The 22,291-nt window shown below is 63.8% G+C and carries 22 protein-coding genes; 10 read left to right on the plus strand and 12 right to left on the minus strand.

Features of this window, described 5'->3' with window-relative positions; all coding sequences use genetic code 11:
* Positions 1-64: 64 nt before the first annotated feature.
* The 6 genes from JMJ54_RS09250 to JMJ54_RS09275 all read right to left on the minus strand — a co-directional run bounded on the left by JMJ54_RS09250 (position 65) and on the right by JMJ54_RS09275 (position 4,894).
* The gene (locus tag JMJ54_RS09250) at positions 65-316 is read right to left on the minus strand and encodes a DUF2798 domain-containing protein (protein WP_203538034.1); all 252 of its coding nucleotides are present in this window, start codon (positions 314-316) and stop codon (positions 65-67) included.
* A gap of 141 nt (positions 317-457) precedes the next feature.
* A complete protein-coding gene (locus JMJ54_RS09255; protein ID WP_203538036.1) occupies positions 458-1,000 on the minus strand; it encodes a heme-degrading domain-containing protein in 543 nt (180 codons plus the stop codon).
* Positions 997-2,037, minus strand: coding sequence for an oxidoreductase (locus JMJ54_RS09260; protein ID WP_203538038.1), 1,041 nt, complete (start codon positions 2,035-2,037; stop codon positions 997-999). The genes JMJ54_RS09255 and JMJ54_RS09260 overlap by 4 nt, the downstream gene beginning before the upstream one ends.
* Positions 2,030-2,785: a DeoR/GlpR family DNA-binding transcription regulator gene (locus JMJ54_RS09265; protein WP_203538040.1), complete on the minus strand. Its 756-nt coding sequence runs from the start codon at positions 2,783-2,785 to the stop codon at positions 2,030-2,032. The genes JMJ54_RS09260 and JMJ54_RS09265 overlap by 8 nt, the downstream gene beginning before the upstream one ends.
* Positions 2,786-2,853: 68 nt before the next feature.
* Positions 2,854-3,432, minus strand: a complete 579-nt coding sequence (locus tag JMJ54_RS09270) for a hypothetical protein (protein WP_203538041.1) — start codon at positions 3,430-3,432, stop codon at positions 2,854-2,856.
* Between the two features lie 142 nt (positions 3,433-3,574).
* Positions 3,575-4,894 (minus strand): deoxyguanosinetriphosphate triphosphohydrolase, encoded by a 1,320-nt coding sequence (locus tag JMJ54_RS09275; RefSeq protein ID WP_203538043.1) that lies wholly within the window; start codon positions 4,892-4,894, stop codon positions 3,575-3,577.
* A 195-nt stretch (positions 4,895-5,089) separates the two neighbouring features.
* Here JMJ54_RS09275 and JMJ54_RS09280 point away from each other — a divergent pair, with 195 nt between their 5' ends.
* The 6 genes from JMJ54_RS09280 to JMJ54_RS09305 all read left to right on the plus strand — a co-directional run bounded on the left by JMJ54_RS09280 (position 5,090) and on the right by JMJ54_RS09305 (position 11,429).
* Complete coding sequence (locus tag JMJ54_RS09280; protein WP_203538045.1) at positions 5,090-6,178, plus strand: ABC transporter ATP-binding protein; 1,089 nt, start codon at positions 5,090-5,092, stop codon at positions 6,176-6,178.
* A 12-nt stretch (positions 6,179-6,190) separates the two neighbouring features.
* The gene (locus JMJ54_RS09285; protein ID WP_203538047.1) at positions 6,191-7,117 is read left to right on the plus strand and encodes an ABC transporter permease; all 927 of its coding nucleotides are present in this window, start codon (positions 6,191-6,193) and stop codon (positions 7,115-7,117) included.
* The gene (locus tag JMJ54_RS09290) at positions 7,107-7,886 is read left to right on the plus strand and encodes an ABC transporter permease (protein WP_203538049.1); all 780 of its coding nucleotides are present in this window, start codon (positions 7,107-7,109) and stop codon (positions 7,884-7,886) included. Before JMJ54_RS09285 ends, JMJ54_RS09290 begins: the two co-directional genes overlap by 11 nt.
* Positions 7,887-8,034: 148 nt before the next feature.
* Entirely contained in the window at positions 8,035-9,096 is a 1,062-nt protein-coding gene (locus tag JMJ54_RS09295) for an ABC transporter substrate-binding protein (RefSeq protein WP_203538051.1), read from the plus strand.
* Between the two features lie 125 nt (positions 9,097-9,221).
* Positions 9,222-10,280, plus strand: a complete 1,059-nt coding sequence (locus JMJ54_RS09300) for a polyamine ABC transporter substrate-binding protein (protein ID WP_203538053.1) — start codon at positions 9,222-9,224, stop codon at positions 10,278-10,280.
* Between the two features lie 39 nt (positions 10,281-10,319).
* On the plus strand, positions 10,320-11,429 hold the full coding sequence (locus JMJ54_RS09305) for a VanZ family protein (protein ID WP_203538055.1): 1,110 nt from the start codon (positions 10,320-10,322) through the stop codon (positions 11,427-11,429).
* 42 nt (positions 11,430-11,471) lie between these two features.
* Here JMJ54_RS09305 and JMJ54_RS09310 read toward each other — a convergent pair whose 3' ends face one another.
* The gene (locus tag JMJ54_RS09310) at positions 11,472-12,068 is read right to left on the minus strand and encodes a 6-pyruvoyl trahydropterin synthase family protein (protein WP_203538057.1); all 597 of its coding nucleotides are present in this window, start codon (positions 12,066-12,068) and stop codon (positions 11,472-11,474) included.
* A gap of 674 nt (positions 12,069-12,742) precedes the next feature.
* On the opposite strand from JMJ54_RS09310, the gene JMJ54_RS09315 reads away from it, so the two are divergent.
* Both JMJ54_RS09315 and JMJ54_RS09320 read left to right on the plus strand, forming a co-directional pair.
* The gene (locus JMJ54_RS09315; RefSeq protein WP_203538059.1) at positions 12,743-15,523 is read left to right on the plus strand and encodes a chitinase C-terminal domain-containing protein; all 2,781 of its coding nucleotides are present in this window, start codon (positions 12,743-12,745) and stop codon (positions 15,521-15,523) included.
* 179 nt (positions 15,524-15,702) lie between these two features.
* On the plus strand, positions 15,703-15,858 hold the full coding sequence (locus JMJ54_RS09320; RefSeq protein ID WP_203538061.1) for a hypothetical protein: 156 nt from the start codon (positions 15,703-15,705) through the stop codon (positions 15,856-15,858).
* Between the two features lie 134 nt (positions 15,859-15,992).
* Here the strand turns inward: JMJ54_RS09320 and JMJ54_RS09325 are convergent, their stop codons facing one another.
* Genes JMJ54_RS09325 through JMJ54_RS09345 form a run of 5 tightly spaced genes read right to left on the minus strand, consistent with a single transcriptional unit; the run spans position 15,993 to position 19,933 of the window.
* Complete coding sequence (locus JMJ54_RS09325; protein WP_203538063.1) at positions 15,993-16,670, minus strand: DUF502 domain-containing protein; 678 nt, start codon at positions 16,668-16,670, stop codon at positions 15,993-15,995.
* Positions 16,671-16,697: 27 nt separating this feature from the next.
* On the minus strand, positions 16,698-18,212 hold the full coding sequence (gene ubiB / locus JMJ54_RS09330) for a ubiquinone biosynthesis regulatory protein kinase UbiB (protein WP_203538065.1): 1,515 nt from the start codon (positions 18,210-18,212) through the stop codon (positions 16,698-16,700).
* Positions 18,212-18,775 carry a ubiquinone biosynthesis accessory factor UbiJ gene (locus JMJ54_RS09335; RefSeq protein WP_203538067.1) on the minus strand — a complete coding sequence of 188 codons (564 nt, stop codon included), beginning with the start codon at positions 18,773-18,775 and terminating at the stop codon, positions 18,212-18,214. Before JMJ54_RS09335 ends, ubiB begins: the two co-directional genes overlap by 1 nt.
* Positions 18,775-19,512 (minus strand): bifunctional demethylmenaquinone methyltransferase/2-methoxy-6-polyprenyl-1,4-benzoquinol methylase UbiE, encoded by a 738-nt coding sequence (gene ubiE / locus JMJ54_RS09340; protein WP_203538069.1) that lies wholly within the window; start codon positions 19,510-19,512, stop codon positions 18,775-18,777. The genes JMJ54_RS09335 and ubiE overlap by 1 nt, the downstream gene beginning before the upstream one ends.
* Positions 19,513-19,534: 22 nt before the next feature.
* Positions 19,535-19,933: a gamma-butyrobetaine hydroxylase family protein gene (locus JMJ54_RS09345; protein WP_203538071.1), complete on the minus strand. Its 399-nt coding sequence runs from the start codon at positions 19,931-19,933 to the stop codon at positions 19,535-19,537.
* Between the two features lie 168 nt (positions 19,934-20,101).
* Between JMJ54_RS09345 and phoB the strand changes: the two genes are divergently transcribed.
* Together phoB and phoR are read left to right on the plus strand one after the other, a co-directional pair.
* A complete protein-coding gene (gene phoB, locus JMJ54_RS09350) occupies positions 20,102-20,791 on the plus strand; it encodes a phosphate regulon transcriptional regulator PhoB (RefSeq protein ID WP_203538073.1) in 690 nt (229 codons plus the stop codon).
* Positions 20,792-20,894: 103 nt separating this feature from the next.
* Positions 20,895-22,190 (plus strand): phosphate regulon sensor histidine kinase PhoR, encoded by a 1,296-nt coding sequence (phoR, locus tag JMJ54_RS09355; protein WP_238999994.1) that lies wholly within the window; start codon positions 20,895-20,897, stop codon positions 22,188-22,190.
* Positions 22,191-22,291: the final 101 nt, after the last annotated feature.

The following is a 22,291-nucleotide window of genomic DNA, read 5'->3' on the forward strand; positions in this document are numbered from 1 at the left end:
GTTTCACACGAGATGAACAACGCCCCGACTTGCCGGGGCGTTGTTCATTCGGGCCTATGCGGGATCATGCAGGCCGAACGATCAGCATCGTCAGCCGGCGCACGACCGGAAGTACCAGCAGCAGTACCGGAAACGCGACCAGCCACGACAGCCCCCAGGCAGCGAGCCAGACCTGCGGAAAACCGCCGGGGCCGATGCCGCGCAGCGTGCTGATGACCGAGACGATGCATGTCATCAGCAGCGACAGCAGCAGCGGCATGACGACGGAGGCATAGCGGGCGGGGAGTTTGCGGAACGAGGATTGCGGGAAAGACATGGAAGCTCCATAAGCCGGCAGATCAAGGCGCCCCTTCCGGCAGGCGGAAGGACACTACCCCGGCAAATGCCGGCAGAAGTTGGCGCGTTGCTTGACGTAAACGCTTACGGCGGCTTCCCGTGGGGAAGCGCAATGCCGATGCTAAAGGCAAAGCTGCCGGGGTGGCAAGCCGGGGGACCAGCCCGGCAGGGCGACGGCGGCCGGATCGATGCCGAGGTATTCGGCAATCACCGCGACCATCACGCCGTGATCATCGCGCTGCGGCAGCCCGGAAATCGCGATGGTGCCGACGATGCCGGTGCCGCGGATCGCCAGCGGAAAGGCGCCGCCGTGCGCGGCGTAGTCACGCTCGGGCAGCGCATGCTTGCCGGCAAGGCTGTCGCCGCTGCTGGCAAGCTTGAGGCCGATGGCATAGCTGCTGCGGCCGAAATGCCAGACGGTGTTGCGCTTGCGGCGCAGCCAGTCGGCGTTGCTGGGTGCCGTGCCGGGCATGGCGAAGAAGAACAGCGGGCTGCCGTTCAGCCAGATTTCGATCGCCACCGGTGTGCCGTACGCGGTGGCGGCGTCGCGCAGCCGGCTGCCCAGCTCGAACGCGGTGTCGGCATCGAAGCGTTCGAACTGGAGCAGCTGTTCCTGTTCGACAATCAGCGCCAGATCGGCGTTGATGTCGTGTTTTGCGCTCATGGCAGTGTCAGTTCGCGACGTTCTTCGGCCGAGCGGATGGCCAGCTCGATGATGTCCATGACAAGGATGGCCTCGCCGGCCGGCACAGGATTGGCGGCACCGGACAGCACGGAATCGCGGACGCCTGCGTAGTAATGGCGATAGTCGCCGGCCTGCGTGGCGATCGGTTCGACGATCGGTGCGTCGGCGTTGCCGACATAGCAGATGCCGTGCATCTCGTCCTTGCCCCAGCCGTCGCAGCCTGGCTGTGCACCGGCCTTGAGCTGGTCTTCCTGCACGTCGAGGCCGTGCTTGATGTAGCTGGCCGCTGTGCCGTGGACGGCAAAACGCGGACTGCCGCCGGGAACGAGCACACTGCCATGCAGGATCACGCGGGTCTGGGCGTAGCGCAGCAGGACATGGAAGTAGTCGGTTGCCTGTGCGCCGTCGCGGCGTTGCGCGAGGTCGGCGTAGACGGCATCGGGCTTGCCGAAGAGCTGCAATGCCTGATCGACGATGTGCGGCCCCAGGTCGTACCACAGCCCGGCACCGGGGACGGCCGCTTCGCGCCAGCGCTGCCGTACTTGCGGACGGAAACGGTCGAAGTGGGATTCGAACTGCACGACATCGCCGAGCTTGCCGGAGGTGACCAGCGCCTTCAGCGTGAGGAAATCGGCGTCCCAGCGGCGGTTGTGGAAGACCGACAGCACCCGCTCTGCGCGGGCGGCAACGGCTTCGAGCCGGTGCGCTTCGGCGACGGTCACGGTAAACGGTTTGTCGACGACGACATGCTTGCCGGCTTCGAGTGCGCGGCGGGCCAGGTCGAAGTGGGTGTCGTTCGGTGTGGCGATCACGACCAGGCCGATCGCCGGATCGGCGAGCACGCTGGCGACGTCGGCGTGGACCGGAACATCCGGCCAGTCGGCGGCGACCTTGTCCTTGCTGCTGGAGACGATGGCGGCGAGCGCCATGCCGGGTACGGCGGCGATCAGCGGGGCGTGGAATGTCTTGCCGGCATAGCCGTAGCCGACGAGGGCGACGTTGAGGGTTTCAGCCATATTGGGTCTCCGTGAGCAGGGTCAGGGTCGTGGTCGGGGCGAGCGGCAGCTGCGGGTCGCGGTCGGTGAAAACGCGCTCGAATGCGGCGAGCGGGGCGACCGCGTACGGCGCGTGTTCGTCGAACTTGCTGTGATCGGACACCAGCCAGCTGCGGATGCTGCCGGTGATGAAGGCACGTTTGATCGCACCGTCGGATTCGTCGCTGGCGGTGACGCCGAGCGTCGCGTGGATCGCGCAGGCGCCCATGATCGCCAGATCGGCACGGTATTGCTGCGCCATGGCCAGCATCGTCGATCCGCGGAACAGGCGCTGCGAGGCATCCCATTCACCGCCGAGCAGGATCAGTTTCACCTGCTCGCGTTCGGACAGCAGCTGGGCAATGTCGAGCGAATGGGTGATCACCGTCAGCTTTACATCGGGCAGCGCCTGAGCAACGGCGAGCAGCGAATTGCCGGCGTCGAGCATCAGCGTCTGGCCCGGTTCGATCAGCGCAGCGACGCGGCGGCCGAGTGCCTGCTTGACTTCGGGCAGCACGGCGGCACGGGCGCTGCGGCGCATGTTCGGCACGTCGAGCGACAGCGCACCGCCGTGGGTCTTCTGCACCAGACCGAGTGCGGCCAGCGCGTTCAGGTCACGGCGGATCGTGTCGTCCGAAACCGCGAGGGTACTGGCAAGGTCGGCGACGCTGACGCGCCCCCGATCGGTCAGCAGGGCAACGATGTGTTGCTGGCGTTCATGGGTAAACATGCAAGCACTATGCGCCTGCGTGCGGTTTTATGCAAATAGTGTGCGGTAGTTTGCGGTTTTGTGCCGGATCAACGCCAGCGCGGTGTGCGGGAAACTGACTCGCCGGGGGCGACGAAGGCCGGTGCTGCGACGCGAATCGGCGCGGTAACGGCCCGGGGTGTCGGCGCAGATACCGTCCGGGGCACGGGGGCGCCGGCGTCGTTGGCGAGCCGCAGCGTTTGCCAGCCTGCCTGGTACGAAGCCACGGCGGCGGCATCGGGCTTGGTGGTCTTGCCGCGAACGTAGCTGGCCCCGTCGCAACGGCTGCCATCCTCCTTCCACGACAGGCGTCCGGTATGGGACACGATGCGCTTGCCCTGCCGGCTTGCGCTGAAGCCTCGCAGATAGCGCAGCTTGCCGTCCTTGCTGTAGTAGCGGATCGAGGTAAGGCCGTCCTGGCTGGATTCGACGATCAGTCCGCCGGCGTCACTCTGGTAGTGGTTGGCCTTGCTGCCGTCGGGGCCGATGACCGTCTCGGGTTTGAGGCCGGCGGTGGCCTTGTCGATGCGGCTGCTCAGTGTAAGGGCATCGCGCTCGCAGCGGGGGGCTGCGGCAAGGGCGGGGAGGGTGGTGGCGCAGCAGAGCGCCGCCAGCAGGAAGCGGATCATCCGGTGGATCTCGTAAACGGACGCGAACCAAGGATGGTCTCATTGGCGACGGATCGGTTCCCGTCACTAAGCCGCTTGCCGTGTGGCCGTCACTCATGCCTTGCATGACGGCGTCCTGCGTCGAGCGGGACGCCCTAAGCGGTCAGCGTCCCATGCCGCCGACCTGCTGCGCCAGATAGGTTGCGTAGTTGTCGGTCATGCCGCCGATGAAATCGAGCACGCGCTGGTAGGCGTCGTACAGTGGCCATTCCTTTTTCGGCGCGTTGTAATCCATCAGATCGAGTACCCGGCGCATCCGGAACGGCAGCTCGGGGTTGACCTTGAGCTGGTAGGCCGCGTTGCAGAAGGCATCGAGCAGGATGTCGAGGCAGGTGAACGAGCCGACCTCGATCTCGATCTTGCGGCGCTCGTTGAAGATGCGGTCGCGTGCCAGCTGCTTGGCCTCGTTGATGCCGTGACGCATCGCAGCCGGGCAGTCGTTGAGCAGGTCGCCCTGATAGCTGCCGTCCATCAGCCGCCCGTATTGCGCGAGGAAGGTCGCGGCGACGTCGCGCACGCAGCGGTCGATCGCCTTGCCGCGCAGCAGCGATATCTTCCGCCGCACGCTCGGCGCCGCCGAGACTTCCAGCGCCAGCAGGTCGCGCTCGCCGCCGGCGATCTTCATCAGGATCGGCTCGACCGTTTCGTACGCCAGCGTGCCGATCTCGATGCCGTCCTCGAGGTCGAGGATGGCGTAACAGATGTCGTCGGCCGCTTCCATCAGGTAGGAGAGCGGATGCCGCGCCCAGCGCCCCGGTGCGAGTTCGGGCAGGCCGAGTGCGGCGGCGACCTGCCGCAGCTGCGGCAATTCGCTGGTGTAGCAGCTGTACTTGCCCTTGGGGCCGGCGTGTTCGCTGGTCCACGGGTACTTGAGCGTGGTGCCGAGCGTCGCGAAAGTCAGCCGCAGGCCGCCTTCGAAACGGTGGTTTTCCAGCTGGGTGATGATGCGGAAGCCCTGCGCGTTACCTTCGTAGGTGGTCAGGTCGCGGCGCTCGTCCGGGGCGAGGTTCTGCAGCAGGTAGGCGTGCTCGTCGCGGCGGAACCAGTCGCGGATCGCGTATTCGCCGGCGTGGCCGAACGGCGGGTTGCCGATGTCGTGCGCGAGGCAGGCGGCCTGGACGATGGCACCGAGGTCGTACGGGTTGACGTGGGCCGGCAGCCGGTCGCGGATCGCCTCGCCGACCAGTACGCCGAGCGATCGGCCGACGCAGGCAACCTCGATGCTGTGCGTCAGCCGGGTGTGGACGTGGTCGTTCTCGGTCATCGGGTGGACCTGGGTCTTGCGGCCCATCCGGCGGAACGGCGAGCAGAACACGATGCGGTCGTGATCCTTGTGGTAATTGCTGCGGCCGGCCTCGATCGGCGTGGCCTGATCGGTGCCGAGCCGGTCGGCGGAAAGCAGTCGCTCCCAGTTCATTGTCATGTCGTTCGTCCGCATCAAGGTGCCGCAAATTATACGGTCACGGCCCTTGTGCGGACCTGCAGCCGCCCCGATAAACGGCGCATTGTGGCCGCAGGACACAAACCCCGCGCAATCCCTTGTCTTTGTTGGTAAAAACGCCTGTCCCCGGGGGGGGAAAGCCGCTAAACTACGGGCCGTTTTTTCTCGGGGAACAACATGGCGCTCTTGGAGATCCGCGACGTGGTCAAGACCTTCGGTGATTTCACCGCGGTGAACCATGTCAGCCTGTCGGTCGAGGCCGGCGAATTCTTCACGCTGCTCGGTCCGTCCGGCTGCGGCAAGACCACCTTGCTGCGCATGCTCGCGGGGTTCGAGCAGCCGGATTCGGGCCAGATCCTGCTCGACGGCCAGAACGTCGCCGGCGTGCCGCCGGAAAAGCGCCCGGTGCACACGGTGTTCCAGAGCTACGCCCTGTTCCCCCACATGACCGTTGCGCAAAACATCGCCTTCCCGCTGAAAATGGCCAAGGTATCGCAGGCCGACATCAAGGCGCGCGTCGACGAAGTGCTCGACGACGTGCGGCTGACCCAGTTCGCCACGCGCTTCCCGCACGAACTCTCCGGCGGCCAGCGCCAGCGCGTCGCGATCGCCCGCGCGCTCGTCAACCGGCCGCGCCTGCTGCTGCTCGACGAGCCCTTGAGCGCACTCGATGCCAAGCTGCGCGAGGACATGCAGATCGAGCTGATCAACCTGCAGAAGGAAGTCGGCATCACCTTCGTCTACGTGACCCACGATCAGGGCGAGGCGCTGGCGCTGTCGCACCGGATCGCCGTGATGAACAAGGGCGAAGTCGCCCAGCTCGACGTGCCTGAGACGATCTACAGTTACCCGAACAGCCGCTTCGTCGCCGATTTCATCGGCCAGTGCAATCTGCTCGACGCCACCGTCGTCGGCATCGACGACGGCAAGATGAAGCTCGAAATCGAAGGCGTCGGCATTGCCGAAGCGCTGCCGGTGCCGGGCGCCAAGGTCGGCGACAAGGGCACGCTGACGCTGCGGCCGGAAAAGATCCGCCTCGGCGCGACGCTGCCGGCCGGCGACGGCCACGAGGTCCACTTCAAGGGCAAGGTCCACGACTGCCTGTTCCTCGGCGACGTGACGATCTACATCGTCGAGCTCGACAACGGCACGCTGGTCGAAACGATGCTGCCGAACGCGGCATCGGGCCGCGCGCGTTTCTTTGACGACAATGACCAGGTCGAACTGGCATGGCGTTTCGACGCCGGCCACTTCGTCCTCGCCTGACGGGATTTGGCAATGCGCAACAACCGACTGGCCAAGTGGCTGATTTCCGGCCCGCCGCTGCTCTACCTGCTGCTGTTCTTCGCGATTCCGTCGGCGATCATGGCGTTCGCGGCGTTCCGCTTCCCGGGCGACTACGGCGGCCTGCTGCCGCTGATGAACGTCAACCCGGACACCGGCAAGACCGAGCTGCTGATCAACGCCGGCAACTACGCCGATTTCCTGACGCTGGAGAACTTCACCCGCTTCTTCCAGGAGCCGGTGTTCTTCGAGCTGTTCCTCAAGTCGTTCTGGTACGCCGGGCTGACGACGGTGATCTGCCTTGCGCTGGCCTACCCGCTGGCATGGCTGATCGCGCGCAGCCCGAAGAAGCACCGCGACCTGCTGGTGCTGATGGTGATCCTGCCGTTCTGGAGCAACTTCCTGATCCGCGTCTACTCGTGGATGATCATCCTCGGGCCGCAGGGCTACTTCGCCAAGTCGATCAACGCCGTGCTCGGCGTCATCGGCATCGGCCCGGTGCAGCTGCTGTTCAGCCATTTTGCGGTGATTCTGGTGCTGGTCTACGTGCACCTGCCGTTCATGGTGCTGCCGCTGTACGCGAATCTCGAAAAGCACGACATGAACCTGCTCGACGCCGCGCAGGACCTCGGCGCCAACGCCTGGCAGCGCTTCTGGCGCATCACCTGGCCGCTGTCGCTGCCGGGGGTGTGGGCCGGCGCAGCACTGGTGTTCATTCCGGCACTCGGCATGTTCGCGGTGCCCGACCTCGTCGGCGGCACCGATGGCATCATGATCGGCAACCTGATCAAGCAGCAGTTCCTCGACAGCCGCGACTGGCCGTTCGGTTCGGTACTGTCGATCATGCTGACGCTGGCGGTGCTGATGCTCGCCGGTCTGGCGACGCTGATCGGCCGGGGAGGCAAGCGCAATGCACTCTAAGCAATCGAAATGGCTGTGGGGCGCCGCGTCGCTCGTCTACCTGTTCCTCTACCTGCCGCTGATCATCGTCGTCGTCTACTCGTTCAACGACTCCAAGCTCAACGCCGAGTGGGTCGGGTTCACGTTCAAGTGGTACGAGATCCTGTTCAACGATGCGCAGATGCTCACCGCCGCACGCAACACGCTGATCATCGGTCTGGTGACGTCGGTGTGCGCGACCGTGCTCGGTACGCTGGCCGGGCTGGCGATGTACAAGTACAAGCTGCGGCTGCTGCCGGTGCTGGTGCTGACGCCGATCGCGATCCCGGAAATCCTCATGGGCGTGTCGCTGCTGATCTTCTTCGTCATGCTCAACATGACCTTGGGGCTGGTGTCGATCGCGCTGTCGCACATCGCCTTCTGCATCGGTTTTGTCGCCATCGTCGTGCGGTCGCGGCTGCAGGGCATGGACGAATCGCTGGTCGAGGCCGCGCGCGATCTCGGTGCGACGCCGGTCCAGGCGTTCCGGCTGGTGACGCTGCCGCTGATCATGCCTGGCATCATTGCCGGTGCGCTGATGGCGTTCACCTTGTCGATCGATGACTTTGTCATTACCTTCTTCACCGCCGGTGCCGGTGCGTCGACGCTGCCGCTGCAAATCTACTCGATGATCCGCATCGCGGTGACGCCGGAAGTGAACGCGATCTCGACGCTGCTGATGCTGCTGACGCTGGCGCTGATCGTGATCGCCAGCAAGGTCGCACCGGGTGCGATCAAGGCGCAGTCCTGAGGTACCGATGATCATGCGCAACCCGCTCGAACTTCACTGGGTGGATTTCTGCCCGGATTGAACCGTGTCCCCGCTTCCGGGCGGGGTTTCCCTCATGTGCGGACGAACCGCACCGGCTTCGTGCCACTTTTTTAAAGGCGATGTGCTGATGAAAAAGCTGCTTCTTTCCCTTCTCCTTGCTTCCAGTGTTGCTGCTCATGCCGAGGGGGTCATGCACCTCTTCAACTGGAACAACGCCGTCTCGAGCGACACGATCAAGCGCTTCGAGGCCGAGTGCAAATGCAAGGTGCAGGAGACCTACTACGGGTCGATGGAAGAGGCGCTCGCCAAGCTGACCGCCGGTGCCAAGGGCTTCGACGTGATCGGCCCGTCGAACTACGGCATTCCGCCGCTGGTGAAGCTGGGCCTGCTGCAGCCGCTCGACAAGACCAGGCTGCCGAACCTGAAGAACCTGAACCCGGCGTTCGCCAACACGCCGCTCGATCCGAACAACCAGTACTCGGCGCCGTACGACTTCACCGTGACCCTGGTCGGCTACAACGCCGACAAGCTCAAGTCGCTCGGCATCGATCCGACCAGCTGGGCGGTGGTGTTCGATCCGAAGATCCTCGCCAGGATCAAGGGCAAGGTCACCGTGCTCGACGACCCGCGCGAAGTGATCGCGGCCGCGCTGCGCTATAACGGTTTCTCGGCCAACTCGCAAAAGCCCGAAGAGCTGAAAAAGGCCGTCGCGACGATCAAGGCTGCCAAGCCGTACTGGGCCGCGTTCAACAGCCAGAGCTACATCAAGGAGCTGACGCTGGGCAACATCTGGGTCGCGCTCGGCTACTCGAACGACCTGTTCCAGTCCAGGCAGGATGCGGTCAAGGCCAAGCGGGCGTTCAAGATCGACTACACGCTGCAGAAGGAAGGCAACGGCATGACCGCCGACTCCTTCGTGATCCACAAGAACGCGCCGCGCCCGGATCTGGCGGTGCAGTTCATCAACTTCATGCTCGACGGCAAGAACGCCGCCGGGATTACCAACAACGTCGGCGCCGGCAACCCGAACGCCGCAGCCAAGCCCTTCATCGACAAGGCGCTGCTGGCCGTGCCGGCGATCAATCCCGACGCGAACCAGGTCAAGCAGCTCGAACAGCTGACCGATCTGAGCGCGACGACCCGCCGTGCATGGAACCGCGCCTGGACCGACATCAAGGTCGGCAACTGAATCGCAGTAAACCGGGTGTCGCAAGCCCGGTCGTGACGTTTGCAAACACGGCGGCTTGCGGCATCATCTGCCTCGTCGACGCGGTACGGAAGTGCCGCGTTTTTTTCGGATCACACGGAAAAAACATGAAAAAACTGCTGCTGGGTTTGCTGCTGACCGCCGGTGTCGCACAGGCTGACGATGTCCTTCACCTGTACAACTGGAACAACTACATCGCGCCGGAAACGGTGAAACGCTTCGAGGCCGACTGCAAGTGCCGCGTGGTGCAGGATTACTACGGTGCGATGGAAGAGATGCTGGCCAAGCTCGCCGCCGGCGCCAAGGGCTACGACGTGATCGTGCCGACCGGTTTCGCGATCCCGCCGCTGGTGAAGCAGAACCTGCTGCAACCGCTCGACAAGGCCAAGCTGCCGAATGCCAAGAACGTCAATCCGGCCTTCCTGAACGGCTCGTACGACAAGGGCAACCAGTATTCGCTGCCGTATTCGTTCACGACCACGCTGGTCGGCTACAACGATGCGCGGCTGAAGGAAGCCGGCGTCGATCCGACGTCGTGGTCGGTGATTTTCGATCCGAAGGTACTCGCCAAGATCAAGGGCAAGGTCACCGTGCTGGATGACAGCCGCGAAGTCTTCGCTGCCGCGCTGATGTACAACGGTTTCTCGGCCAACTCGGTCAAGCCGGAAGAACTGAAGAAGGCCGCCGCGACGATCAAGGCCGCCAAGCCGTTCTGGGCCGCGTTCAACAGCCAGAGCTACATCAAGGAACTGACGCTGGGCAACATCTGGGTGGCCCACGGTTACTCGAGCGACATGTTCCAGGCCGCACAGGATGCCAAGGCCGCCAAGCGTCCGTTCAACGTCAACTACGTGCTGCAGAAGGAAGGCAACACGCTGTCGGTCGACAATATGGTGATCCTGAAGAACGCACCGCGCCCGGATCTGGCGCTGAAGTTCGTCAACTTCATGCTTGACGGCAAGAACGCGGCCGAGTTGACCAATATGGTCGGCACCGGCAACCCGAACGCCGCCGCCGGCGCTTTCGTGAAGCCGGAAATCAAGAAGATCAGCGCGGTCTTCCCGGACGCGAACGCGATCAAGAAGCTGCAACAGCTCAACGCGCTCGAAGGCAAGCAGCTGCGTGACCTGAACCGGCTGTGGACCGAAGTGAAGACGTCCAAATAAGGAGCAACCGGGGCGAGGCGACTCGCCCCGATTTCATCCATGCGCTTTCCGCCGATCAGTTTTCTCGCGAACCAGGTTTCGCAATCGCGCGTCTCGCAGTATTTCTTCTACTGCTACCTGCTCGTCATTCTGACGATCAGCTTCTATCCGTTTACCGGCTGGCGCTACACCGGTGAACCGGTTTTCGCGTTCTACACCTACCCGCTGCCGTACTACTTCACGCTGTTCGACAACCTCGTCAACGTGCTGGCCTATGTGCCGCTCGGCGTCGCCGCCGGCCTGATGGCGCGACGGCGCTGGTATGCCTGGCCGCTGGCGACGTTGCTGGGCGTGCTGCTGTCCGGCTCGATCGAATTCGTCCAGCAGTTCCTGCCCGACCGGGTCGCCTCGAATCTCGACATGCTCAGCAACGGTTTTGGTGCCTGCATCGGCGGTCTGCTGTCGCTGGTCATTGCCAATCGCCGCTGGCAACGCGCGTGGCAGGTGTTCCGCCACAGCCATCTGGCCGACAGCACGCTGGCCGAATGGGGGCTGGTCTGGCTGGGACTGTGGTTCGTGACCCAGTTCGACCCGTCGGTGCCGTTCCTGGGCGTCGTCGTCGCGCCGCGCGGCATCCCGCAGCCGTTCGACTCGCCGCTCGCCGATCCGGCGCTGTTCCTGTCGCTGCTCGAAGCCGGCGGCATGATGCTGCATCTGGTCGGCGTTGCATTGTTCGTCTCGGTGCTGGTCAAGCACGTACGCGAAGTCCCGGCCGCGATCCGGCTGACGCTGCTGGCCGGCCTCGTCGTCAAGCTGACCTTTGCCGGCATGCTGCTGCAACCGGCGCAGTTCTTTGCCTGGATCAACCGCAACATCGTCATTGGCGGTGCCGTCGGTGTCCTGCTGTTGTGGGGGCTGTGGCAGCTGCGGCGCAGGCTGCGGGCGCTGGTCGGCGCGCTGGCGCTGGCTGCGGCGGTCGCGGTCGGCTGGCTCTGGCCCCTGAGTCCGCAATTGTCGGCGACGCTGCCGCTGTTCCGCTGGAGTTACGGCCACCTGATGCATTTCAACGGCCTGGCCTCGGTCATCGGCGATGTCTGGCCCTATGGCGCCATCCTGATGCTGTTGTGGGCGGCCCTGACGCAACCCGATTCGGGGGAGCGCTGGTCATGAAAAAAGCCGCGGCGTGCAGCGGCTTTTTTATCGTGGTCCGGCTCAGGGCCTGACCTGAAGCTCGACCGGCGGATTGGCAAACAGCTCGCCGGCCTGCAGCTTGGCGTACATCGCCGGATCCTGCCATTCCATCTGCACCTGTTCGGAAAAGACGATGTCCGCGAGCGCGATCGTGCCCATGCGCGGGTTGTACGCGTCGTCGCGGAACGCCTGCGCGTAGCCGGTATCGGTTTCGTGGGCGATCACCGAGTGCAGCAGTACGTCGCCTTCACCGTTGGCCATGGTCGTCTGTTTGAGCAGCGCATCGATGACGACGAAGAACAGCCGGGCGAACTGTTCGGCCGACGGCGACACAGGCATGGAGATCCACCGCGCCGAGAAGGTCTTGCACAGCGCGATGTAGTCGGGGTCGTCCTTGTCCCAGAAGCAGATCGCGTGGTCGAACGCATCGATCACGTCCTTGATCGTGCCTTTCATCAGGCCGAAGTCATACACCATCTGGCCCTGATCGAGCGCATGCGCTTCCAGCAGCACCTCGACCTTGTAGCTGTGACCGTGGATCGACCGTCGGCAACGGTCGGACGAACAGTTGCGCACGATGTGCGCGTTTTCGAACTTGAACAGCTTGCGAATCAGCATCTTGATTAACCGAGTAACTCACTCGGGTTTTATCAGATGTGCCCCGATGCGGCAAGGTGAATGCCGGCATTCCGGCTGCTGGAGACGTCCGGAGACGCCAGCTTAATACCACTTGCCGGTGTCATCCGGACAAGGCATTCGCGGCGGTCGGAGGGAGATCGATCATTTCTAACGGCAAAAAATAGTGAAAGAATTGTGAAAGTTATGTGACTGAAGTGGCTGTTGCGTTTGCCCGAAACGCGCTGCTACTGATCGGAGATGAACGGTAGTGCTGGTCTGCGAATGCATCTGACTACCAAGTAAGCAGGTGAAAAACTACAACCAGCTGTTGTTTTCGCCGGAATCGTCTGTAGCGCGAGTAGGGAATTACCTTAGGTATATCAGTCTGTTGCGAAAAGTTGGCGAATCGATTCCGCCAAGGCGCAGGTTTCAGTTTGTAGTGAAAACTGCTGCGCTGGCTCGTACATTACATGCCGTTCAACCCCCCGCCGGGCGGTGCCTTGACAGCTTGGGTGCGTTCACGAGTAATCAAGCTTCGCCATGCATGGGCTCGGAATTACTACGGGTCTGGCAATGCCTTCCTTGAGTTTTCTTACTCAAATATAACGGCAGTGGCGTTCACGGCTAATACCACTTGTTGGCCTGAACAAAACCAATAACGAGGAGACGCTTCCATGTCCCGTTTTAACCGTTTCACCCTGGCTGCCATCCCGGCCGCGCTGTTCGCAGTGCATGCCTACGCGGCCTACCCGGCCTGGCAGGAAGGCCAGACTTACACCGCTGGCACGTATGTGTCGTACAGCGGCAATGACTATCAGGCGCTGGTGACCCACACCGCCTATGTCGGTGCCAACTGGAATCCGGCCGCAAGCCCGACGCTGTGGAAGCTGATCGGTGCCAGCACCGGTACGCCGAGCCCGACGCCGACCGCTACGCCGACTCCGGCTCCGACGCCTGCGCCGACTCCGGTTCCGACACCTACCCCGACGCCGGCTCCGACGCCCACCCCGACTGCTACGCCGACCCCGGCGCCGACCCCGAGCGGTTGTGCCGCCTGGTCGAACACTGCGGTGTACACCGCCGGTCAGTGCGTGAGCTACAACGGCGCGACCTACAAGGCCAAGTGGTGGACACAGAACAATATTCCGGGTGCTGACCAGTACGGTCCGTGGGAACTGCAAGGCAACGTGACGCCGACCCCGGCTCCGACCCCGGCTCCGACCCCGGCTCCGACCCCGGCTCCGACGCCTGCACCGACCCCGGCCCCGACTCCGACGCCTGCACCGACCCCGGCTCCGACTCCGACTCCGACTCCGGTTCCGACCCCGACGCCCGCGCCGACCCCGGTTCCGACTCCGACACCTGTTCCGACGCCTGCGCCGACCCCGGTTCCGACCCCGACGCCGAGCGGCCAGGAAGCCTGCCGCCCGGATGGGCTGGTGACCACGGTCGCCAACGTGCCGTATTGCACCGTCTACGACACCAATGGCCGCGAAATCCTGCCGAATGGCCTGAAGCGCCGCATCATCGGTTACTTCACCAACTGGCGTACCGGCAAGAACGGCCTGCCGTCCTACCTCGCGTCCGACATTCCTTGGAACGACATCACCCATATCAACTACGCGTTTGCGCACGTTGACGGCAGCAACAAGGTGTCGGTCAATGCCACCGCAGCCGGCAACGAATCGACCGGCATGGTGTGGGACGGCTCCGACGGCAAACCGGCCGTTGCGGGTGCCGAAATGGATCCGAGCCTGCCGTACAAGGGTCACTTCAACCAGCTGAACAAGTTCAAGAAGCAGCACCCTGGCGTGAAGACCCTCGTGTCGATCGGCGGTTGGGCTGAAACCGGCGGCTACTTCGCTGCTGACGGCAGCCGTGTCGCTTCGGGTGGCTTCTACACCATGACCACCAATGCAGACGGTTCGGTCAACCAGGCCGGCATCAACACCTTCGCCGACTCGGTCGTCGCTTTCCTGCGTCAGTACAGCTTCGACGGCGCGGATATCGACTACGAATATCCGACCACGATGGACAAGGCCGGCAACCCGCTCGACTGGAGCGTGTCGAGCCCGCGTCTGAAGGGTCTGCAAGCGTCGTACCGCGCACTGCTGGAAACCCTGCGCACCAAGCTCGACCAGGCTGCTGTGGCGGACGGCAAGTACTACATGCTGACCATCGCATCGCCGTCGTCGGCTTACCTGCTGCGTGGCATGGAGTCGTTCCAGGCCGTCAAGAGCCTCGACTACGTCAACATGATGACGTATGACCTGCACGGCGCATGGAACGAGTTCGTCGGTCCGAACGCTGCACTGTTCGACGACGGCAAGGATGCCGAACTCGCCAAGTGGTCGGTCTACAGCTCGGCTCAGTACGGTGGCATCGGCTACCTGAACACCGACTGGGCTTACCACTACTTCCGCGGCGCGCTGCCGGGTGGCCGTATCAACGCCGGTGTGCCGTACTACACCCGCGGCCACAAGGACGTGACCGGTGGTACCAACGGTCTGTGGGGCACCTCGCCGAAGTCGAGCAACTGCGGTCCGGGCCTGACCGAATGCGGTCTGGGTGCACTGGGTATCGACAACATCTGGCACGACAAGGATCAGAACGGCAACGAGATGGGCGCCGGTTCGAACCCGATGTGGCACGCCAAGAACCTCGAGAACGGTATTGCCGGCGATTACCTGCCGCAGTTCGGCCTGAAGGCAACCGACCTGGTTGGCAGCTACGCCCGCAACTACGACGCGACCCTGGTGGCGCCGTGGCTGTGGAACGCCAGCAAGAAGGTCTTCATCTCGACCGAGGACGAGCAATCGATCCAGAAGAAGGCCGAGTGGGTGATCAACAACGGCGTTGGTGGTCTGATGATCTGGGAATTTGCTGGCGACTACGCGTATGACGCCAACAAGACCAATCTGAACGGCACCAAGGGTCAGTACGTACCGGGTTCGACCCTGACGAAGCTGATGGCGACCAACTTCCGCAATGCTTCGCCGTACGGCAACAAGCGTGCGAAGACCGCCATGCCGGCTCAGCAGATCGACCTGAAGTTCGACCTGACCAACTTCAAGCTGGGTGACCAGAACTACCCGATCAACCCGTACCTCAGCATCACCAACAACACCGGTGCAACGCTGCCGGGCGGTACCGTGATCGAGTTCGACTACCCGGTGGCTGCACCGAACAACATGAGCGATCAGTCCGGTACCGGCCTGAAGGTCGTGTCGTCGGAGCACACTGGCAGCAACGTCGGCGGCTTCAAGGGTGACTTCCACCACGTCAAGTTCTCGACCCCGAGCTGGCAGACCGTTGCCCCGGGTGCGAAGATCGACATCACCCTGAACTACTACCTGCCGATCTCCGGCCCGTCGAACTATGTCGTGACCGTCGGCGGCAAGACCTACGCGGTCAAGCAGGAGTATCCGACGCTGCCGGCAGGCACGATCCAGTAACAAGAATCCTGTTGTAGACCTTGAACGGGCAGGCCTTTGGGCTTGCCCGTTTTTTTATGTCCGGGACGTGCCGAGAATAAATGACTGTTTAGTTTCAAACGGCATAATTAACACTTATATAAAAAATGCTGCATGGCAGCATAAAATGCAGGTGTATGTCATGTCACAAGGAAACCATCATGGAAACGAAGCCGAATGCATTGTTTGATATCGCTACCCTGCGCGGCGCGCTCGAGGCGCGCGGCCCGGCGCTGATTCAGCAATACGATGGCCATGAACGCCTGTGCGCCAGCCTGCAGGCCAGCGGAGAAACGCCGGAAGGCAACGTCGCCTGAACGGACGTCACAACGCATCAGGCCCGGGCTCAGCACGGCTGGACTGATGCAAAAGCGGGACCGGCAGGCAGGATCCGACAGCCGGCAGGCCCGCCAGGATGACAGTCGATGAACGGTGGGGCGCCGGCTGGCGCTCAGTCGAGGCGGGTGTCGCCGCTGAGGGTCGCCTTGCCACTGCGTAGCATGGGCGGCGGGGTGATTCCCATCGAAACGTAGACGCTGGTCAGTTTGTCGACACCGATATTGGCCGGCCTGACCCAGTCGGCGGGCACATACAGCAGGCCGCCACCGATCGGCACCGGCGCCGTCGGCACCAGCACCGCATGATACAGCCGGCCGTCGAGGTTGACCGGTTCGGGATTCGGCATCAGCGCCAGCACCGCAACGCCATCACCGCCGAAGAAGCACCAGACCGGGCTCATTGCGCCGATGTCGGCTTCCTGTTTCTGGTCCAGCAGGCCGACGAAACGGTCGGCCATGTTGTAGAGGCTGCCGAACAGCGGAATCCGTCGCAGCGTCAAATCGACCAGCTTGGCCAGCGGCTTTTTCAGCCCCGACTGCACCGCGATGCCCAGCGGGTAGATCGCGATGATCAGCAGCAGCGTACCGGCCAGATAGGCAAGGTAGGGATTGTCGACCAGTTGCAGGCCGACGGCCGAGAACATGCGTCCGATCAGGCTGCCGGGGCCGACATAGCTGTTGAGCAGACTGACGACCCAGCCGAGCAGGGCCAGCGTCAATGCCAGCGGCAGCAGGGCCAGCAGACCGGCCAGCCAGGTGGTGAGAATCGATTGGGCGCTACGTTTGATCATGGGATTCGACGGAAGGTAAACGTTGGCTCAGCGCAGCCACAGCGTCAGCAACAGGCCGCCGAGCAAAGCGGCAATGGTACCCAGCAGCCAGTTGCGCTTTTTTTGCTCCCACATCAGCCCCTGATAGCCGGTCACCATCAGTTCGACGTGGTTGGTGCTGGCAAGCTCGTTGAGCTTGCGCGGCAGCGTCGGCAGCATTGCCGCCCACTGCGGCGCTTCGTGCTTCAGGTTGCGCACCAGCGCGCGCCAGCCGATCTGTTCGTTCATCCAGCGCTCGAGGAAGGGCTTGGCGGTGTCCCACAGGTCAAGGTCGGGGTCGAGCTGGCGGCCGAGGCCTTCGATGTTCAGCAGCGTCTTCTGCAGCAGCACCAGCTGCGGCTGGATCTCGACGTTGAAGCGCCGGCTGGTTTCGAACAGGCGCAGCAGGATCTGGCCGAAGGAGATCTGCGAAATCGGCTTGTCGAAGATCGGCTCGCACACGGTCCGTACCGCGGCTTCGAGTTCCTCGACCCGCGTCTCTTTCGGCACCCAGCCCGACTCGATGTGGGCGCTGGCGACACGGCGGTAGTCGCGGTTGAAGAAGGCGAGGAAGTTGATCGCCAGATACTGCTTGTCGACGTCGGACAGGTTGCCGACGATGCCGAAATCGAGCGCGATATAGCGGTTGTCGGCGGCGACGAAGATATTGCCCGGGTGCATGTCGGCGTGGAAGAAGCCGTCACGGAACACCTGGGTGAAAAAGATCTCGACGCCGTAACGGCCGAGTTTCTTCAGGTCGATGCCGTTCTCGCGCAGCGTGTCGATCTGGCTGATCGGCGTGCCGTCCATCCACTCGAGCGTCAACACGTCGCGGCAGGTCCAGTCGTAGAACACTTCGGGCACGATCAGCTGGGTCGAGCCGGCGAAGTTGCGCCGTAGCTGGCTGGCGTTGCCGGCCTCGATCATCAGGTCGAGTTCGTCGTGCAGGTACTTGTCGAATTCGGCGACGACCTCGCGCGGGCGCAGCCGCTTGCCGTCGGCGAACAGCCGCTCGACCAGTCCGGCCATCACCCGCATCAGCGCCAGATCGGACTCGATCACCGGCAGGATGTCGGGCCGCAGCACCTTGACCGCGACGGCACGGCCGTCCGGTAGCGTGGCGCGGTGGACCTGGGCGATCGACGCACTGGCAACCGGCGTGCGGTCGAATTCGGCGTAGAGGGTCGCCAGCGGCTGGCCGAGGCCGGCCTCGATGGCCGCAACTGCGGTGTTGCCGGAGAACGGCGGGACGCGGTCCTGCAGCAGTGCGAGTTCGTCGGCGAGGTCGGTCGGCAGCAGGTCACGGCGGGTCGAAAGGACCTGACCGAACTTGACGAAGATCGGGCCGAGGTCTTCGAGCGCCAGTCGCAGCCGTTCGCCGCGCGGCTTGTCGAGCTTGCGCCAGAAGCACACGCCGTTGATCAGCTTGCGCAGACCGTGGACGCGCTCGTGGCCGAGCAGGAATTCGTCGAGTCCGTACTGGAGGACGACCCGGGCGATCTTGAACAGACGAAGCAGGCGCATTATTTCCCGGCGGTTTTCTGGTCGAGCAGGGCGAGGCGCTTTTCCAGCCGCGCGAGATCGTCGCGCAGCGTGTCGACCGCGATGAAGTGGCGCTGGGCCTCGAGCCGGTGCGCCAGCAGCGGTGCCTCGTCGCGCCAGTATTCGATCAGATGCGCCGCCATGCGTGCGCCGATGGCACCGGGCACGCCGCCGACTTTGCCGGCCAGCCAGACAATGCGCTGGGCAGCGACGTCGCCGACGAAGGACGACAGCGAGTCGGCCAGCTCCCAGCGCACCTGCCCGAGCGCGCGGCCGACGCCGGCGGCGAGCTGGGCATCACCGTCGAGCTGCAGCTGGCGCTGTGCACCGGTGCGGTCGAACGGCAGCGTGGCGAAAAAGCGCAGCCCCAGCGTCAGTGTCGCTTCGGGCACCGCGTCGCTGGCGACGAATCGGCCGGCTTCGATCTGCAGCGTGGCCGAGATGGCCGGAAACACCAGCCTGACGATCCGGCCGTCGAAACGCGCGAGCTCAAAGCGCGCCGCAGCGTCGCGATCGAACAGGCGGTTGAGCAGGCCGGCGAGCATCAGAACTTGTAGCCCTTGTGCAGCGCAACGATGCCGGCGCTCATGTTGTGGTACTCGACCCGGCCGAAGCCGACATCCTGCATCAGCGTTTTCAGGGTTTCCTGGTCCGGGTGCATGCGGATCGACTCGGCCAGATACTGGTAGGACTCGGCGTCGTTGGTGATCAGCTTGCCCATCAGCGGCAGCAGCTTGAACGAGTACAGGTCGTACACCGGCTTGACCGGCGCCCAGACCTTGGAGAATTCGAGCACCAGCAGCCGGCCACCCGGCTTGAGCACGCGGTGCATCTCGGCCAGCGCCTTGTCCTTGTGCGTCATGTTCCGCAGGCCGAAGGCGACCGAGACGATGTCGAAGTAATTGTCCGGAAACGGCAGCTTTTCGGCGTCACACTGGGCGGCCGGCACGGCGAAGCCGGCGTCGAGCAAGCGGTCGCGGCCGACACCGAGCATCGAGCTGTTGATGTCGGTGAGCCAGACCTGACCGGTCTTGCCGACCTTCTTCGCAAAGGCCTTGCTGAGGTCGCCGGTGCCGCCGGCGATGTCGAGCACCTTGTTGCCGGGACGTGCGCCGCTGGTCTCGATGGTGAAGAACTTCCAGGCGCGATGCAGGCCGGCGCTCATCAGGTCGTTCATCACGTCGTACTTTTGCGCGACCGAGTGGAACACCTCGGCAACCTTCTGGGCCTTGTCCGATTCGTTGACGGTCTTGTAGCCGAAATGCGTTTGCTGCTCAGTCATTCAATCACCCGGTATTCAGTATTCAATCTTGCGGATCACGGCTGCTGCTGTCCGATGGGTCACGGCTGCCACCGTGGGCCGCGAGCTGGTCCAGATAGGCCTGCCACAATTGCGGCTGGTCGCGACCGAGTTCGAACAGCCAGTCCCACGAGTACAGGCCGCTGTCGTGGCCGTCGTCGAACACGAGCTTGACCGCGTAGTTGCCGACCGGCTCGATCGCGACGATGTTGACGTTGCGTTTGCCCACCTGCAGCACCGGGTTGCCGTGCCCGCGAACCTCGGCGCTCGGCGAGTAAACGCGCAGGTACTCGCACGGCAGCGAAAATGCCGAGCCGTCGTCGAAGGCGATGTCGAGCAGGCGACGGCCCTGATGCAAAGTCAGTGCGGTCGGTTGCGGCGTGTGGGCTTGAAGTCCGGCCATGGGAAGGAGGCGTCTGGGAACAGATTGCAATGATAACGCGAGCGGGTGCGGGGCGTCGCGTCCGACGCGGCTTGCAAAATGCGTCAGGGCGCCAAGACTTGTAATATTAAATTCACATGAAGGCATTACGCTCGCCACAAATCACGCAATGCCAATTGGGAACAAACCATGCCTGCGAATATCCTGCTCGTCGAAGACGAACCTGCCATCCAGGAGCTGATTGCCTTCAATCTGACTCAGGCTGGCCACCACGTGATGCGCGCCGACTCGGTAGAAGGGGCGATGGGCATCGTTCGCAACGCGCTGCCCGACCTGATCCTGCTCGACTGGATGCTGCCGGGCATGTCCGGCATCGACTTCGCCAAGAAGCTGCGCGCCGAGGAGCGGACCAAGACGATTCCGCTGATCATGCTGACCGCGCGCTCGGACGAACAGGACAAGATCGTCGGGCTGGAAACCGGCGCCGACGACTACATCACCAAGCCGTTCAGCCCGCGTGAGCTTCAGGCACGGATCAAGGCCGTGTTGCGCCGCCGCTCGCCGCAGGTGACCGACGATGTCGTCGATGTCCAGGGCCTGCGCCTCGACCCGACCACGCATCGCGTCACCGGCCACGGCAAGCCGCTGGATCTGGGGCCGACCGAGTTCCGCCTGCTGCACTTCTTCATGACCCACGCCGAACGCGTGCATTCGCGCGCCCAGCTGCTCGATCAGGTCTGGGGCGATCACGTCTTCGTCGAGGAACGGACCGTCGACGTGCACATACGCCGGTTGCGTTCTGCGCTCGAATCGTCCGGTTTCGACGCGCTGATCCAGACGGTGCGGGGCACCGGTTATCGCTTCTCCGCGCAGCAGTAAGCGCGCTCCTATCACCCCGTCGTAACGATTTGGCATCGCCGCTGTCTGGCCGGGGTGCCACAATCGCTCCACGATTCCCTGAGAGACGCGCTTGGCGCTGAACATGATGCTCTGGCTGCGTTCCCTGATTTACTACCTCTCGGTGGCGCTGATCGCGCTGTTCATCGGTGCCGTTGCCGGCACCGAGTGGGGGCTGATCTTCGCCCTCGTCGTGGTGGCGTGCTCGGCGCTGTTCCATCTCTACAATCTCGGCCGCCTGCACCGCTGGATGCAGGACCCGCAAGTCGATCGCGTGCCGACGAGCTTCCTGCTGTGGCAGGACCTGTTCGACAAGCTCTACGACCAGGTGCGGCTGCAGAAGAAGCAGCAGGAGCGGCTGGCCGCGACGCTGGAGCGCTTCACCAGCGCCGGCGAAGCCTTGCCCGACGGCGTGCTGATCCTCGACGAGCACGACCGGATCGAGTGGTGCAATCAGGCGGCGACCCAGCATCTGGGCATCGACCGCGTCGCCGATGTCTGGCAGGTGATCACCAACATCATTCGCCAGCCCGGCCTGCGCGATTACCTGCGCAGCCAGGACTTCGCCCATCCGCTGATGCTGCGGCTGACCCGGCCGGTCGACCAGGTGCTGACGGTGCAGATGGTGCCGTTCGATTCGACCCGCAAGCTGCTGCTGTCGCGCGACATCACCCAGCTCGACCGCATCCAGACGGTCCATCGGGATTTCATTGCCAACGTCTCGCACGAGCTGCGCACGCCGCTGACGGTCGTCGGCGGCTTCATCGAAACCATGCTCGACATGCCCGACGTCGACGCGGCGACGCGCAACAAGCATCTCGAACTGATGTACGACCAGACGCAGCGCATGCAGCGGCTGGTCGACGACCTGCTGACGCTCTCGCGGCTCGAGAACGGCATGCAGATGAAGGAAGAAGAAGTCGACGTGCCGCAGCTGATGCGTTTGCTGGCGGTCGAGGCCGAAGGGCTGTCACAGGGGCGGCATACCGTCGCGATCGGCTCCATCGTGCCGGCGCGGCTGATCGGCAACCACGACGAACTGCACTCGGCCTTCGGCAACCTCGTGTCGAACGCGATCCGCTACACCCCGAACGGCGGCACGATCACGCTGCACTGGCGCATCGACAACGGCCAGCCGGTGTTCGCGGTCCAGGATACCGGCATCGGCATCGCGCCCGAGCACGTGCCGCGGCTGACCGAGCGTTTCTACCGCGTCGATCGTGGCCGTTCGCGCGCGACCGGCGGTACCGGTCTCGGGCTGGCGATCGTCAAGCACATCCTGCAGCGGCATCAGGCACAGATGGCGATCCAGTCGAAGCTGGGCCATGGCAGCGAATTCGCGGTCCGTTTCCCGATGCAGCGACTGCTTGCCGAGATCTGAGCGGGCTTGCGCCTGACTCCGTGCCGGTGGATTTCTGGCACAATCAAGTGAAGCCCGCAATCCGGGCACTTTGCCCCAGCGCAAGGTCAAACCCATGCCGC

Origin of the sequence: Jeongeupia naejangsanensis (genome assembly GCF_016865585.1) — a bacterium.
GTDB classification, from domain to species: Bacteria; Pseudomonadota; Gammaproteobacteria; order Burkholderiales; family Chitinibacteraceae; genus Jeongeupia; species Jeongeupia naejangsanensis.

Coding starts and splice junctions, on each gene's coding strand:
- JMJ54_RS09250 (WP_203538034.1), bottom strand. CDS start 316: ATGTCTTTCCCGCAATCCTCGTTCCGCAAACTCCCCGCCCGCTATGCC.
- JMJ54_RS09255 (WP_203538036.1), bottom strand. CDS start 1,000: ATGAGCGCAAAACACGACATCAACGCCGATCTGGCGCTGATTGTCGAA.
- JMJ54_RS09260 (WP_203538038.1), bottom strand. CDS start 2,037: ATGGCTGAAACCCTCAACGTCGCCCTCGTCGGCTACGGCTATGCCGGC.
- JMJ54_RS09265 (WP_203538040.1), bottom strand. CDS start 2,785: ATGTTTACCCATGAACGCCAGCAACACATCGTTGCCCTGCTGACCGAT.
- JMJ54_RS09270 (WP_203538041.1), bottom strand. CDS start 3,432: ATGATCCGCTTCCTGCTGGCGGCGCTCTGCTGCGCCACCACCCTCCCC.
- JMJ54_RS09275 (WP_203538043.1), bottom strand. CDS start 4,894: ATGACAATGAACTGGGAGCGACTGCTTTCCGCCGACCGGCTCGGCACC.
- JMJ54_RS09280 (WP_203538045.1), top strand. CDS start 5,090: ATGGCGCTCTTGGAGATCCGCGACGTGGTCAAGACCTTCGGTGATTTC.
- JMJ54_RS09285 (WP_203538047.1), top strand. CDS start 6,191: ATGCGCAACAACCGACTGGCCAAGTGGCTGATTTCCGGCCCGCCGCTG.
- JMJ54_RS09290 (WP_203538049.1), top strand. CDS start 7,107: ATGCACTCTAAGCAATCGAAATGGCTGTGGGGCGCCGCGTCGCTCGTC.
- JMJ54_RS09295 (WP_203538051.1), top strand. CDS start 8,035: ATGAAAAAGCTGCTTCTTTCCCTTCTCCTTGCTTCCAGTGTTGCTGCT.
- JMJ54_RS09300 (WP_203538053.1), top strand. CDS start 9,222: ATGAAAAAACTGCTGCTGGGTTTGCTGCTGACCGCCGGTGTCGCACAG.
- JMJ54_RS09305 (WP_203538055.1), top strand. CDS start 10,320: ATGCGCTTTCCGCCGATCAGTTTTCTCGCGAACCAGGTTTCGCAATCG.
- JMJ54_RS09310 (WP_203538057.1), bottom strand. CDS start 12,068: ATGCTGATTCGCAAGCTGTTCAAGTTCGAAAACGCGCACATCGTGCGC.
- JMJ54_RS09315 (WP_203538059.1), top strand. CDS start 12,743: ATGTCCCGTTTTAACCGTTTCACCCTGGCTGCCATCCCGGCCGCGCTG.
- JMJ54_RS09320 (WP_203538061.1), top strand. CDS start 15,703: ATGGAAACGAAGCCGAATGCATTGTTTGATATCGCTACCCTGCGCGGC.
- JMJ54_RS09325 (WP_203538063.1), bottom strand. CDS start 16,670: ATGATCAAACGTAGCGCCCAATCGATTCTCACCACCTGGCTGGCCGGT.
- ubiB (WP_203538065.1), bottom strand. CDS start 18,212: ATGCGCCTGCTTCGTCTGTTCAAGATCGCCCGGGTCGTCCTCCAGTAC.
- JMJ54_RS09335 (WP_203538067.1), bottom strand. CDS start 18,775: ATGCTCGCCGGCCTGCTCAACCGCCTGTTCGATCGCGACGCTGCGGCG.
- ubiE (WP_203538069.1), bottom strand. CDS start 19,512: ATGACTGAGCAGCAAACGCATTTCGGCTACAAGACCGTCAACGAATCG.
- JMJ54_RS09345 (WP_203538071.1), bottom strand. CDS start 19,933: ATGGCCGGACTTCAAGCCCACACGCCGCAACCGACCGCACTGACTTTG.
- phoB (WP_203538073.1), top strand. CDS start 20,102: ATGCCTGCGAATATCCTGCTCGTCGAAGACGAACCTGCCATCCAGGAG.
- phoR (WP_238999994.1), top strand. CDS start 20,895: ATGATGCTCTGGCTGCGTTCCCTGATTTACTACCTCTCGGTGGCGCTG.